Here is a 12652-nt window from a genome sequence, read left to right as displayed (position 1 = left end):
TGACGCCGTGCTCTCGGCTCTCGGTCGTTTCTCGGCCCGGCACCGCTGGTGGGTGCTGGCCGCGTGGATTCTGCTGGTCCTCGGCGTGGCGGCGGCCGGCCGCGCGTCCGGGGGCTCGTTCACCAATGACCTCACGCTCTCGGGGGCCGATTCACAGGCCGCCTATGACACGCTGCGCGCACGGTTCCCCGATCTGTCCGGGGACGGCATGCAGGTCGTCGTCCGCAGCGAACCGGGAGCGATCTCGCCGGAGGTGCAGCGGAAGGTCGAGGCCGCCGTCGCGGAGGCCCGGCGGCAGCCGGACGTGGCGGCGGCGCAGTCCCCGTTCGGGCAGGCCCGGCACATGGTGTCCGATGACGGCCGCACGGCCATCGCGACGGTCCAGTTCACCGGCCGGGCCAAGGACATTCCCGAGGAGGCGGTCCGGCGGGCGCAGGAGGCGTTCGATCCGGTGCGCGGTCCCGGCGTCGAGGTCGCCTTCGGGGGCGCGGCGGTGCAGGCCGAGTCCGGGCCGTCCGGCCAGGAGATCTACGGCCTGATCGCCGCGGTGGTGGTGCTGCTGATCGCCTTCGGGTCGCTGGCGGCGATGCTGGTGCCGATCCTCACCGCGGTGGCGGGCGTCGGCGTCGGGCTGTCGGTCATCACGCTGCTGTCCGGTTCGATGACGATCGGGACGTCCGGGCCCGTCGTGGCCGCGATGATCGGTCTCGGGGTGGGGATCGACTACGCGCTGCTGGTGGTGACGCGGCACCGTGAGGAGATGTCGCGCGGCCTGGCCCCGCCCGATGCGATCGCCGCGGCGATGGCGACGGCGGGACGGTCCGTGCTGGTCGCGGGCACGACGGTGATCGTGGCCATCCTCAGCCTGTACGTGATCGGTGTCCCGTTCGTGTCCGCCCTGGGGCTGGCGAGCGCGGTGACCGTGGCGGCCACGCTGCTGGCCTCGGTGACGCTGCTGCCGGCGCTGCTGGCGGTGTTCGGACGGAACCTGGACCGGCTGCGCATCGGCCGGCGCAGGGCCGCGAACGAATCCGGGGGCGGCTGGATCCGCACCGTGGTCCGGTACCGCTGGGCGGCGATCGTGCTCGCGGTCGGCGCGTTCGGGCTGCTGGCGCTTCCGCTGGGGTCGCTGCGGCTCGGCACCGCCGACGGCGGCTCGCAGCCGCCCGGCACGACCCAGCGGCAGGCCTACGAGATGGTCGACGAGGCGTTCGGGCCCGGCTGGACGGGTCCCCTGCTGGTCACCGTGGACTACGGGCAGGACGGCCGGGCACCGCGCGAAGCGGCCGCTCTGCGCGAGACCGTCGCCCGGACGGACGGGGTCGGGCAGGTGCTGCCTCCGCGGCCGGATCCGCAGGGCCGCACCGCGGTGCTGACCGTCGTGCCCACCGGGTCGCCCGACGCCGAGGCCACCGAGCAGCTGGTGCACACGCTGCGGGCGGACGTGCTGCCGGACGCCGCGCCCGGCGCCGAAGCCCACGTCGGCGGTGCGACCGCCACGAGCATCGACCTGGCCGACCGGCTCGGTGCCAGGATGGGCTGGTTCATGCTCCTGGTCGTCGGCCTGGCCTTCCTGTTGCTGCTGGTGGAGTTCAGGTCGCTGGCGGTGCCCGTCGTGGCGGTGCTGATGAACCTGCTCGCCGTGGGCGCGGCCTACGGGCCGGTCGTCGCGGTGTTCCAGTGGGGCTGGTGGCCGGCCGGGCTGATCGGCGCGCAGCCCGGCCCGGTGGAGTCGTTCGCCCCGGTGATGCTGTTCGCGGTGCTGTTCGGGCTCTCCACCGACTACGCGGTGTTCCTGCTCAGCCGGATCCACGAGGAGTTCCGGCGCACCGGAGACGCGCGGCGCGCGATCGTCACCGGGGTGGCGTCGACCTCGAGGGTGATCCTGGCGGCGGCCTCGGTGATGGTCGCCGTCTTCACCGGCTTCGTCCTCAACGACCAGCGGGTGGTCAACCTGTTCGGCTTCGGGCTGGCCACCGCCATCGCCCTGTACGCGGTACTGGCGATGCTGGTGCTCGTCCCGGCGGTGCTCACCGTGCTGGGCCGATCCGCCTGGTGGCTGCCGCGCAGGGCCTCCGCACGGCGGGGCGAGGACATCGGTGACCGGGAGCCGGCGACGCTGCGGTGACGGCACGGGCCTGGCGCGCAACGGCCGATTAGGACGGCGTCGATCGCCTCTGCTAGTAAGGAGGCGTGCCGGCACAACCGCATGTCCCGCGCGAGCGCAGCGACGTACGACGCAACCGGCGGGCACTGCTGGAGGCCGCCGCCGAGGCACTGGCGCAGAACCCGGGCGCGTCGATGGTGGAGGTGGCGCGGGCGGCACGGCTCACCCGCGCCACGGTGTACCGGCACTTCAGCAGCCGCGGGCAGTTGATCGAGGCGATGCGCGCGGAACTTCTCGAGCGTGCGCGCCTGGCCATCGCCGACGCCCGGCTGGACGAGGGCCCGGCGCTGGACGCCCTCCGCCGGGCCGTCGACGCCCTCGTCCCCCTCGGCCTGCGTTTCCGGGCGCTGCTGGCCGAGGGGGGCGTCCTGGAGCCGGATTTCGTGCGTGAGCGGGGCGAACTGCTCGGCCCCGTACTGGACGTCATCGACCGCGGACAGCGGGCCGGCTCCATCCGGACGGATGTTCCGGCCACCTGGGTGCTGACGGTGATGGCGGCGACCCTCGCCGCGGCGGTGGCGACCTCGCCCGCGACACCCGATACGGCCGTCGCCGATCTGGTGTTCAGCACGCTCACCGAGGGTGTCGCGGCTGCGCGCTGAGGCGCGCGTCCCCACGATCACGACCGGCGGTGCCCGCACCGGCCACGCCCTCGCCTCCGTTTGTCCGGACACGTGCGTCTTCGGGCCGCCTTCAACCGAGAACACCCATGTCGCGAATCGAAACGATACTTTAGTGTCTCATTTTCCGTATGCTGGGGCGTCCGTGGCCCATGCACCCAGGAGACGCCATGTCACCGTTTCCCCCGTCCTCTCGCGATGTACTCCCGGCAAGCCCGCCCCCGTCGGCCGACGTCGATGTCCTGGTCGTCGGTGGCGGCCCCACCGGGTTGACCGCCGCGCACGAGGCGCTCCGCCACGGGCTCACCGTGCGGATCATCGACCGCAAGCCGGAACGCGAGGCCATCTCCAAGGCACTGGTCGTCCACGCACGGACCATGGAGGTCTTCGAGGCCATGGGACTGGACGGGGCCGTGCTGGCCGAAGGCCTCCCGTTCGCCGCGCTCAACGTCCACGCCAGTCGGAGCGAGCCTGTACGGATCGACATGCGCCGGCTGCCATGGGGAGACACTTCCTACCCCTTCTGGCTGTCGATCCCCCAGTACGTCACCGAACAGATCATCGAAACACGTCTCCGCGCGGCCGGGACCGCGGTGGAATGGCTGGTCTCCCTGGAGAACCTCCACGACCACGGCGACCACGTCGAGGCGAGCCTGGCGCATCCGACCGGACGGATCGAAACGGTCCGCGCCCGCTGGCTGATCGGCTGCGACGGCGGACGCAGCACCGTGCGCGAACGTGCGGGGCTCAGGCTGAAGCGGTCGGACGCCGGAGCCTCCTTCGTCCTCGCGGACGTCAGGACCACGGCGCCGCTCGCCCACGACGAGGGGCACGTCCACCTGGACCGGGCGGGGCTCCTGCTCATCGTCCCGATGCCCGAACCGGGACGCCGCCGGATCATCGCGCACATGCCCGGGGCCGTCCCGGATGCCCCGCCCGCCGTCGACACCGCCTTCCTGGACCGGCTGATCCGGGACCGGACGGGCATCGAGTTCGGCGGCCACGACCTCACCTGGGTTTCGCGGTTCGACCTCAGCCACGGCCTGGCCGACCGCTACCGCCGGGGACGGGTCTTCCTCGCCGGAGACGCCGCCCACGTGCACAGCCCGGTGGGCGGGCAGGGCCTCAACACCGGCGTCCAGGAGGCCCACAACCTGCTGTGGAAACTCGCGGCGGCCGACCGCCTCGACGCGGAGGCGGCGGAGCGGCTGCTCGGCAGCTACGAGGCCGAACGGCGATCCATCGCCCAGCGGATGGTCAAGGGCACCGCCAGGGCGACCGGCGTGATGACCTGGAACCTCCGAGTCGCGCAGAGACTGCGCACCACCCTCGCACCGCGCGTCATCAGCCGCCCCTCCGTCCAGGCCAGGCTCGGGCGCCAGGTCGGGATGCTGGAGACCGCCTACCGTGGCGGGCGCCCTGCCGCGGGCGCGTCCGCGGGCCGCAGGATGCCCAACCCGGAACTGCGCTCCGGCGGCCGGATCTACCCGCGGCTGAGCGGCCTCGGCCACACCTGGGTGGCCTGGGTGCGCCCGGACGAGCCGGTCCCCGACCCCGGTGACTCCAGGTGGAGGGGACTGCCCGTGCTCTCCCTGACGGAAACGACCCTCGCCGCCGGACAGCCTTGGCCGGACGAAGGCGAACGCGTGGCACTGGTCCGCCCCGACCGATATGTCGCGGCGGCCGGGACGAGCCCGGAAGCCGTGTGGTCAGCGCTCCAGCACCGCGGCTACGGAACTCCGCTCGGCGACGTCAGGCGAGGGTGACGTCAGGCGAGGGTGAGGAACAGCCTTTCCAGCTGGGCCCGGTCGATCTCGGCCTGCTCGGTCCCAATGTTCTCGCCCGTGACGCACTGTTCCAGCCCCGTAGCGATGATCTTGAATCCCGCTCGGTCGAGTGCACGGGACACGGCCGCGAGCTGGTTGATCAGGTCGGCGCAGTCACGCCCCTCCTCGATCATCTTGACGATCCCGCCGATCTGCCCCTGCGCACGCCGGAGGCGTACGACGACGTCGGCCAGGGACTCCTTCTCCAACTCCATTCGCGCTGCCCTCCTCAGGAGGCGTGCCGGTGCTCACCGGCACGCCGGCGCACGTCGTCCAGGTCGACCGACCGGGCCTCTTCGATCAGCTTCTCGAGTTCGGGCTCGCGCAGCGCCCCGGGCTGGGCGTACAGGACCACCTTGTCCCGGATGATCATCAGGGTGGGGATGGAGCTGATCTGGAACGCGCCGGCCAGCTCCTGCTGGGCCTCGGTGTCGACCTTGCCGAACACGATGTCGTCGTGCCGTTCGGAGACCCGCTCGTACACGGGTCCGAAGAAGCGGCAGGGCCCGCACCAGCTCGCCCAGAAGTCGATCAGGATCATCTCGCCGCCGTCGAGGACCTCTTCGAAGTTCTCGCGCGTCAGTTCGGTCGTGGCCATCGTCGCCTCCAGCTCTTGGATGGATACCCCTACGGGTATGACAACACGCCTCCGCCGTCTCTAATTCCAGGCTCGCAGCCGGTTCGGTTATACGGGTAGGGGTATCATGGAGGGAGTTCACCGAGGATCCATGACACCCGAGGGAGAGACCAATGAGCTACGGCATGACCGTCCGGCTGCACCGGCCCTTCGCCGACACCGTTGAGGAGGTCAGGGCGGCACTGAAGGAGCAGGGGTTCGGCATTCTCACCGAGATCGACGTGCGCGCCACGCTGCACGAGAAGCTCGGCGAGACGATGGAGGACTACCTCATCCTCGGCGCCTGCAACCCACCGCTCGCGCACCGCGCCCTGGAGGCCGACCGGCAGATCGGCCTTCTGCTGCCCTGCAACGTCGTCGTCCGGGCCGACGGCGACGACACCATCGTCGAGGCGATGGACCCCGAGGTCATGGTCACGGTGAGCAAGAACCCCGACCTCGAACCGGTCGCCGGCGACGCGGCCGGCAGGCTCACCAAGGCGCTGGACTCCCTTCACTCCTGAGTCACCACTCACTCCTAAGTCACCACTCACTCCTGAGTCACCACTGGCCGCGGCGGCACCGGCGGCGACGGCGCCCGGCGGCCCGTTCGATCGCGACGCACACCGGATACCCTGGCGGGTATGAGGAGGGTGACGTGAAACTCGAAGCGGACACGCTGGCTGACGCCCTCGTGCGCCTGCGGCGCGCACAGGGCCAGCTCGGCGGTGTCATCCAGATGATCGAGAACGAGCGGGACTGCAAGGAAGTGATCGCTCAGCTCGCCGCGGTCTCACGGGCACTGGACCGCGCCGGATTCAAGATCATCGCGACCGGTCTGGAGAAATGCGTCCGGGAGGGCACCGACTCCGAACAGGCCCAACTCGACCGTGCCCAGCTGGAAAAACTCTTCATGAGCCTCGCCTGACCCCGGACGGCGACGCGGACGGGCGTTGCCGTCCGCGGTCCACCGCAGATGCGCCTAGGCCGCGGGACGCGCCACCTGCGCGACCTCTGCCTTCGTGTCAGGAGGCCGGGCGGATGAACTGCATGAACCAGTGGCCGGTGAAGTACTCCGCCGCGCTGTAGAAGGGGCACTCCGGGTCGGTCATCTGGCGGAACAGGAACTCTGTGGCCGTGCACTCGAACCGGGTCCCCTCATCGGTCTCGTTCACGGCGTAGACGGGCCAGCGGTCGGGGTCGGGGCCATCGGTGATCCAGAAGAACGTCTCGTGGTGTTCGTTGTCCGACCAGGGGATCAGCCCGCCCGGCAGGGGGAAACCCGGAAGTCCTCCCGCCGCCGGGTCGTCGCCGGCATAGTCCTGCCATCTGTCGATCAGCTCATCGGGGTCGCAGACGCGGAAGAACACGTCGAACAGGCCGTCGCAGCCGAAGACCTCGACGAGCCGTCTGTAGTCGCTCGGCAGCGGCGTGCCCAGCCGGGACTCGACCGCCGCCCAGTCCGGCGGGGGCGGCGGTGACGACGGCCCCCCAGTGATCGCGGCCAGGCGGTCCACCCAGGGCATGTCCGCAGGCAACTCGTCCGGGCCGGGCATGTTCCGCTCCGTGACCGCGAGGACGGGACGGCCGTTCGCGCCCCGGCCGAGCGCGATCGCACGGGAGGCCCATGTCCAGGCGTGCGTCCACTCGTTCTGCTCCGCGACAGGAAGCGGCGGGAGCCCGTGGGAGCGGGTGCGGGGGGCCGAGAACCGCCCGGTGAACGCCTTGACCAGGTCGTCCGCGTCCACACCGGCGGACACCGGCAGGCACGTGTGCCCACCCGGGTGCCCCGGCTCGTCGCACACCAGGCCGGCGGGACGATCCGCGCCCGTGAGGTGGGACGCGGCCTTGAACAGTTCCTCATGGTCCATGACCAGACCCAACCACCCGCCCCCGACAACCCCCGCCGGTTTCACGTTTCCGGACGCGGCCTTCCCTGTGGTCAGAGAGGGCCTGTGGTCAGAGAGGGCCCGTGGTCAGAGAGGGCCCGTGGTCAGAGAGAGCCCGTGGTCAGAGAGAGCCCGTGGTCAGAGAGGGAACGAACGGCCGGCGTGCTGGACGCTGACCCAGTGGTCGGTGGTGAACTCCTCGATGGCCCAACGGCCGCCGAAGCGGCCGATGCCGGACGCCTTCTCGCCGCCGAACGCCGTGTTGGAGTCGTCGTTCACCGGTGAGTCGTTGACGTGCGTCATGCCGGCGTCGACGCGCAGAGCGAAGCGCACTCCGCGTTCGACGTCCTCCGTGAACACCGCGCTGGACAGGCCGTACTCGGTGTCGTTGGCGATGCGGAGCGCGTCGTCCTCGCCGTCCGCGCGGATGATGGTGATGACCGGGCCGAAGACCTCTTCGCGGGCCGTGGCCGCGTCGTTCCCGGCGAGCAGGACGTGCGGCGGCAGCACCAGGCCGGACGGGCCGCCCGGGTCGCCGCCGAGCACCTGCTCGGCGCCCTCCTCGCGGGCGCGGGTGAGCTTGTCGCGGATCCCGTCGAGCTGGCTCCGGTTGATGACGGGCCCGATGTGCGTCCCCTCGTCGGACGGGTCGCCCACCGTGAGCGCCTGGACCCGTTCGACGAACCGGCCGACGAAGGCGTCGTGCACGGACGCGTCCACGATCACACGGTTGGCGATCATGCAGATCTGGCCCGCGTGGAAGAACGAGCCGAAGACCGCGGCGTCGACGGCGCGGTCCAGGTCGGCGTCGTCCAGGATCACCAGCGGGCCGTTGCCGCCCAGTTCGAGCGCGACCTTCTTCACCCCGGCCTTCTTGATGATCCCCTCCCCGACCGGCGTCGATCCCGTGAACGACACCATCCGCGCGAGGGGATGCTCGACGACCGCGTCGCCGATGTCGCGGCCCCGGCCGATCAGCACGTTGAGGACGCCCGGCGGCAGGCCCGCGTCCTCGAAGATCTTCGCCAGGAGCAGCCCGCCGGTGACGGGCGTGTCGCCCGCCGGTTTGAGGACGACGGCGTTGCCCACGGCGAGCGCCGGCGCGACCGAGCGGGCCGACAGCTGCAGCGGAAAGTTCCACGGGCTGATGACGGCGACCACGCCGACCGGCCGCCGGTAGACGCGGCTCTCCTTGCCGGGGACGTCCGACGGCATGATCCGCCCCTCGACGTGGGACGACATCGACGCGGCCTCGTACAGGACGGACCGCACGAGGCCCCACTCCAGCTCGCCCTTCGCGACGGTCCCGCCGGACTCGCGGACGATCCAGCCGACGATCTCGTCCTTGCGCGCCTCGAAGATCGCGGCGGCCGTGCGCATGACCTCGGCCCGTTCCGCCGGCGCCTGCGCCGCCCAGGCGGGCTGCGCCTCGTGGGCCATGCGGAAGGCCTCGTCCACGTCTTCGGTGTCGGCCAGCGGGATCTCCACGAGGGTGTCGCCGCTCCACGGGTCCAGGTCGGCCTTGGACCCGCCGCTGCTCCCCGCCCGCCACGTGCCCGCGATCGGCATCTTGTCGAAGCCGTCGTAGCGCTCGGATGCTCTCAGCTGCGGGGACATGGTCTGAGTCATGCCGTTGAGCTACCCGAGCACGGGCACCCAAACGCGACGTGACCTGCGCACCGGTCGTCCGGCAGGCGCCCGGCCGGCGGTACGACCCGCAGCCCCCGGCCTGCCGGCGAAGACGGGCAAGGGGGGCCGCGGGCGGGCGGAGGGCGGGTCAGCGGACCTTGCCGAAGAACTGCCGGACGTCGTCGACGAGCAGGTCGGGGGCGTCGTGCGCGGCGAAGTGGCCGCCCCGGTCGTAGACGTTCCAGGAGACGATGTTCTTGTGGTCGCGGTCGGCGAACGTCCGGATCGACTGGTAGTCCCAGGCGAAGTTGGCCAGTCCGAGGGGGACGGTGGTCGGCTCGGGCACGGTGGTTCCGCGGCCGTTCGACTTCTGCCGTGCGGGGGCCGCCGCCGCGTCCTCGTAGTAGAACCGGGCGGCCGAGGCGGCGGTGTTGGTCAGCCAGTAGAGCATCACGTTGGTGAGCACGTAATCCGGGTCGAGCGTGGCGCCGAGCAGCTGCGCGTGCCAGCCGAGCAGGCCGGCCGGGGAGTCGGCCAGGGCGTGCGCCAGGTTCTGCGGCTCGGTGGACTGGAGCTTGTCGTAGGCGCCCCGGTTCTGGACGAACCACTCGGCGAACGCGAGCTTGCCGCGCTCCTCCTCGCTGAGGTCGGCCAGTTCGGCGGGGTCGCCCGTCGGGAACGAGAAGACCTGCGTCACGTGCACACCGCAGACGTGCTCGGGGTCGGCCCGTCCCACCTCGGGTGAGATCAGCGATCCGCCGTCGTTGCCGGCCGCGCCGTACCGGTCGTATCCGAGGCGGCGCATCAGCTCGGCCCAGGCCCGCGCGACCCGGTACCGGTCCCAGCCGCGCTCCCGGGTCGGCCCGGACAGGCCGAAGCCCGGCACGGACGGAATGACCAGGTGGAACGCGTCCGCCGGGTCCCCGCCGTGGGCCCGCGGGTCGGTGAGCGGGCCGATCACGTCCAGCCATTCGGCCACCGAGGTCGGCCAGCCGTGGGTCAGGATCAGCGGCGTCGCGTCCGGTTCCGGCGACCGCACGTGCAGGAAGTGGATGTTCTGGCCGTCGATCTCGGTGGTGAACTGCGGGTAGGCGTTCAGCTTCGCCTCCCAGGCGCGCCAGTCGTACCCGGTACACCACCGCTCGACGAGCTGCCTGACATAGCCCACCGGGACGCCGTACTCCCAGCCGGGCGGCACCGGGCCCGGCGCGGCCGGCTCGCCGGCGGGTAGTTCCTCCGCCCACCGGGTCCGGGCCAGCCGCTGCTGGAGGTCGTCGAGGTCGGCCTGCGGGATGTCGATCCGGAACGGGGTGATCGTGCTGTCGTTCGTCATGCCCCCTACCGTAGGAACCAATTAGGCACGGATCGTTCCTATTGGACGGGCAGACTCCGAAGAATGCTGGAAACATCGGCGCGGCTGCTGCGCCTGCTCTCGCTCCTGCAGACACCCCGCGAATGGACCGGCGCCGAACTGGCCGAGCGGCTGACGGTCAGCACCCGGACCGTCCGCAACGACGTGGAACGCCTGCGGAACCTCGGCTATCCGGTGAACGGCACCCGCGGCGCGGCAGGCGGCTACCGGCTCGGGGCCGGGGCGGCGCTGCCGCCGCTGCTCCTCGACGACGAGGAGGCGGTCGCGGTGGCGATCGGGCTGCGCACCGCCGCCGGGGGCACGATCACCGGCGTCGAGGAGACCTCGCTGCGCGCACTGGCCAAACTGGAGCAGGTCCTGCCCGCCCGGCTCCGGCGCCGCGTCAACGCCCTCCAGCGCTACGCCGTCGCGGTGCCCCTGGACGACCTCGGCCCCCGGGTGGACGCGGACACGCTGAGCGCCCTCGCCGCCGCCTGCCGCGACCACGAGCGCCTGCGGTTCGACTACCGGAGCCACGACGACACCGCGAGCCGGCGCGAGGTGGAACCGTACCGGCTCGTCAACTGGGGACGGCGCTGGTACCTGGTCGCGTTCGACCTCGACCGGGCCGACTGGCGGACGTTCCGGGTGGACCGGCTCCACCCGCGCACCCCGGCCGGCCCCCGGTTCACGCCCCGGGAGCTCCCCGAGGAAGCCGTCGACCACGTACGACGGGGCGTGTCGTCGGCGGCCTGGCGGTACAGGGCCCAGGTCGTCGTGCACGCACCGGCGGAACAGCTCGCCGAGCGGATCAACGCCGCCATCGGCGCGATCACCCCGGTCGACAACACACGATGCCTGCTGGACACCGGCGCCGACACCATCGAGGCGCTCGCCGTCCACCTCGGCCTGCTCGGCGCCGACTTCACCGTGACGGAACCCGCGGAACTCGTGGACCTCGTGCGCGAACTCGCCGGACGCTACCACCGCGCCACCGGACCGCAGCCGCAGAAGACCTAGGGTGGGCGGGCCAGGGGCCACCTTGACCTGGAGCCGGCCCCGCCCTGGCGCCGGCTCGTTCCCCGACCGGTCACCCGCTCTGCTCGGCCAGCGCGACGATGATGCCCGCGGGTCCGCGGAGGTAGCAGAGCCGGTAGCTGTTCTCGTACTGCACCAGCTCGCCGAGGAGTTCGGCTCCGTGTGGCCGCAGGCGGTCGAGGATGTCGTCGATGTCGTCGACGGCGAACATGACGCGATGCGCGCCCAGCGTGTTCGCCGGAGCGCGCCGGTCACCCTCTCGGCTCGGCGGCGCGTGGTACTTGGTCAGCTCGAGCCGTCCGTGGCCGTCCGGGGTGCGCATCATCGCGATGTCCGATCGGACCCCCTCAAGCCCGACGAGGCGATCCACAGCGCTGCCCTCGACCGTCGCCTCGCCCTCCAACTCCAGTCCGAGTTCCGCGAAGAACGCCATGGCGGCTGCGAGGTCGTCGACGACGATGGCGACGTTGTCCAGCCGCAGGATCGTCCCTCGCCCGGGTCGGGGGCCCCGCTGGTCGGTGTCGTTCATGATGATCTCCTTTCGGGGCTCGTGGTCCAGGTCGGCTTCACGCGTCAGCGCGCTGCATCCCGCCGTCCAGCAGACACGACCGGGGCGATGCGGACGGGCTCTGACCTGAATGCACCCTAGGGTCGCCGCCATGGAGATGCGACGGAACACGCAACGGACCTACCCCGAGGGAGTCACCTCGTGGATCGATGTCGAGCACCGCGACCTCACGGCCGCCGGTGAGTTCTACGGCGAACTCTTCGGGTGGACATTCCTGGAGGCCGGGGGCGAGGGTCCGGAGTACCTCGTCGCGCAGCTCAATGGCCAGGATGTCGCCGGGCTCGCCGAGAGTGCCGATGTCGCCGGGCCCGGCAGCGGAAATTGGAACACCTACGTGGCGGTCGACGACGCGGACCGGGCAGCGGCCCGGGTGACCGCGGCGGGTGGACGCGTCGTCCTTCCTCCGGCAACGGCCGGCGACGGCGGACGAGTGGCACTGTGCGAGGACCCCGGCGGCGTGCCGTTCCGGCTGCGGGAGGCCGGAACCCGCCCGGGTGCCCAGCTGACCAACGCGCCCGGCACCTGGAACTTCAGCGACCTCCACGCAGCCGAACCCGGGGCGGCCGACTTCTACACCGCGGTGTTCGGCTGGGACGTCTCCGACGCCGGGTTCGGCGCGATGATCCGGCGGCCGGGATATGGCGACCACCTCGCCGCGACCGTGGATCCGGGCATCCACGAACGCCAGGCATCGATGCATGCACCGCCCGGCTTCGCCGATGCGATCGGCTGGCTGATACCGGCGGCCGCCGGCGAGCGCCCTGGCTGGCACGTGACCTTCACCGTGGCCGACCGCGACGACACCGCCGCCGCTGTGGAGCGTCTGGGCGGCACGGTGGTCGCCACCGAGGACACCGGCTGGACCCGCACCGCGGTCGTCCGCGACCCGCAGGGCGCCGCCTTCACCGCGAGCCAGTTCACCCCACCGGCGAACTGACCACCGCCCGC

13 protein-coding genes are annotated in these 12652 nt (G+C 71.6%); 7 read left to right on the top strand and 6 right to left on the bottom strand.

Annotated elements, in window-relative coordinates; all coding sequences use genetic code 11:
- Positions 1 to 7: 7 nt before the first annotated feature.
- From ACGFIS_RS13335 to ACGFIS_RS13325, 3 genes are all read left to right on the top strand, one after another.
- Complete coding sequence (locus ACGFIS_RS13335) at positions 8 to 2128, top strand: MMPL family transporter (RefSeq protein ID WP_392970840.1); 2121 nt, start codon at positions 8 to 10, stop codon at positions 2126 to 2128.
- A gap of 65 nt (positions 2129 to 2193) precedes the next feature.
- Positions 2194 to 2769, top strand: coding sequence for a TetR/AcrR family transcriptional regulator (locus ACGFIS_RS13330; protein WP_392911547.1), 576 nt, complete (start codon positions 2194 to 2196; stop codon positions 2767 to 2769).
- Between the two features lie 188 nt (positions 2770 to 2957).
- Complete coding sequence (locus ACGFIS_RS13325) at positions 2958 to 4553, top strand: FAD-dependent monooxygenase (RefSeq protein ID WP_392911545.1); 1596 nt, start codon at positions 2958 to 2960, stop codon at positions 4551 to 4553.
- Between the two features lie 2 nt (positions 4554 to 4555).
- Here ACGFIS_RS13325 and ACGFIS_RS13320 read toward each other — a convergent pair whose 3' ends face one another.
- Positions 4556 to 4828, bottom strand: coding sequence for a metal-sensitive transcriptional regulator (locus tag ACGFIS_RS13320; protein WP_392911543.1), 273 nt, complete (start codon positions 4826 to 4828; stop codon positions 4556 to 4558).
- A 14-nt stretch (positions 4829 to 4842) separates the two neighbouring features.
- On the bottom strand, positions 4843 to 5211 hold the full coding sequence (trxA, locus tag ACGFIS_RS13315) for a thioredoxin (RefSeq protein ID WP_392911541.1): 369 nt from the start codon (positions 5209 to 5211) through the stop codon (positions 4843 to 4845).
- 152 nt (positions 5212 to 5363) lie between these two features.
- On the opposite strand from trxA, the gene ACGFIS_RS13310 reads away from it, so the two are divergent.
- Both ACGFIS_RS13310 and ACGFIS_RS13305 read left to right on the top strand, forming a co-directional pair.
- Positions 5364 to 5753 carry a DUF302 domain-containing protein gene (locus tag ACGFIS_RS13310; protein ID WP_392970837.1) on the top strand — a complete coding sequence of 130 codons (390 nt, stop codon included), beginning with the start codon at positions 5364 to 5366 and terminating at the stop codon, positions 5751 to 5753.
- Positions 5754 to 5887: 134 nt separating this feature from the next.
- On the top strand, positions 5888 to 6157 hold the full coding sequence (locus ACGFIS_RS13305) for a metal-sensitive transcriptional regulator (RefSeq protein WP_392911537.1): 270 nt from the start codon (positions 5888 to 5890) through the stop codon (positions 6155 to 6157).
- A 97-nt stretch (positions 6158 to 6254) separates the two neighbouring features.
- On the opposite strand, the gene ACGFIS_RS13300 is transcribed toward ACGFIS_RS13305, so the two are convergent.
- The 3 genes from ACGFIS_RS13300 to ACGFIS_RS13290 all read right to left on the bottom strand — a co-directional run bounded on the left by ACGFIS_RS13300 (position 6255) and on the right by ACGFIS_RS13290 (position 10080).
- Positions 6255 to 7100, bottom strand: coding sequence for an SMI1/KNR4 family protein (locus tag ACGFIS_RS13300; RefSeq protein WP_392970834.1), 846 nt, complete (start codon positions 7098 to 7100; stop codon positions 6255 to 6257).
- 156 nt (positions 7101 to 7256) lie between these two features.
- The gene (locus ACGFIS_RS13295; RefSeq protein ID WP_392970831.1) at positions 7257 to 8747 is read right to left on the bottom strand and encodes an aldehyde dehydrogenase family protein; all 1491 of its coding nucleotides are present in this window, start codon (positions 8745 to 8747) and stop codon (positions 7257 to 7259) included.
- A 148-nt stretch (positions 8748 to 8895) separates the two neighbouring features.
- Positions 8896 to 10080 carry an epoxide hydrolase family protein gene (locus tag ACGFIS_RS13290; protein WP_392970828.1) on the bottom strand — a complete coding sequence of 395 codons (1185 nt, stop codon included), beginning with the start codon at positions 10078 to 10080 and terminating at the stop codon, positions 8896 to 8898.
- A gap of 63 nt (positions 10081 to 10143) precedes the next feature.
- Between ACGFIS_RS13290 and ACGFIS_RS13285 the strand changes: the two genes are divergently transcribed.
- Positions 10144 to 11118 (top strand): helix-turn-helix transcriptional regulator, encoded by a 975-nt coding sequence (locus tag ACGFIS_RS13285; protein WP_392970825.1) that lies wholly within the window; start codon positions 10144 to 10146, stop codon positions 11116 to 11118.
- Between the two features lie 70 nt (positions 11119 to 11188).
- Here ACGFIS_RS13285 and ACGFIS_RS13280 read toward each other — a convergent pair whose 3' ends face one another.
- Positions 11189 to 11611, bottom strand: coding sequence for a VOC family protein (locus ACGFIS_RS13280; RefSeq protein WP_392911814.1), 423 nt, complete (start codon positions 11609 to 11611; stop codon positions 11189 to 11191).
- Between the two features lie 184 nt (positions 11612 to 11795).
- On the opposite strand from ACGFIS_RS13280, the gene ACGFIS_RS13275 reads away from it, so the two are divergent.
- On the top strand, positions 11796 to 12641 hold the full coding sequence (locus ACGFIS_RS13275; RefSeq protein WP_392970822.1) for a VOC family protein: 846 nt from the start codon (positions 11796 to 11798) through the stop codon (positions 12639 to 12641).
- Positions 12642 to 12652: the final 11 nt, after the last annotated feature.

The sequence above is a fragment of the Spirillospora sp. NPDC048824 genome, from assembly GCF_043198455.1.
In the GTDB taxonomy this organism is placed as follows: domain Bacteria; phylum Actinomycetota; class Actinomycetes; order Streptosporangiales; family Streptosporangiaceae; genus Spirillospora.
The sequence above is the reverse complement of the archived record's forward strand: the minus strand, read 5'-3'. Positions and strand labels throughout refer to the sequence as shown.

Bases quoted from the DNA above. Each gene is read 5' to 3' on its own strand.
- ACGFIS_RS13325 (WP_392911545.1), top strand. From the start codon at position 2,958: ATGTCACCGTTTCCCCCGTCCTCTCGCGATGTACTCCCGGCAAGCCCG.
- ACGFIS_RS13320 (WP_392911543.1), bottom strand. From the start codon at position 4,828: ATGGAGTTGGAGAAGGAGTCCCTGGCCGACGTCGTCGTACGCCTCCGG.
- trxA (WP_392911541.1), bottom strand. From the start codon at position 5,211: ATGGCCACGACCGAACTGACGCGCGAGAACTTCGAAGAGGTCCTCGAC.
- ACGFIS_RS13310 (WP_392970837.1), top strand. From the start codon at position 5,364: ATGAGCTACGGCATGACCGTCCGGCTGCACCGGCCCTTCGCCGACACC.
- ACGFIS_RS13300 (WP_392970834.1), bottom strand. From the start codon at position 7,100: ATGGACCATGAGGAACTGTTCAAGGCCGCGTCCCACCTCACGGGCGCG.
- ACGFIS_RS13295 (WP_392970831.1), bottom strand. From the start codon at position 8,747: ATGACTCAGACCATGTCCCCGCAGCTGAGAGCATCCGAGCGCTACGAC.
- ACGFIS_RS13290 (WP_392970828.1), bottom strand. From the start codon at position 10,080: ATGACGAACGACAGCACGATCACCCCGTTCCGGATCGACATCCCGCAG.
- ACGFIS_RS13285 (WP_392970825.1), top strand. From the start codon at position 10,144: ATGCTGGAAACATCGGCGCGGCTGCTGCGCCTGCTCTCGCTCCTGCAG.
- ACGFIS_RS13275 (WP_392970822.1), top strand. From the start codon at position 11,796: ATGGAGATGCGACGGAACACGCAACGGACCTACCCCGAGGGAGTCACC.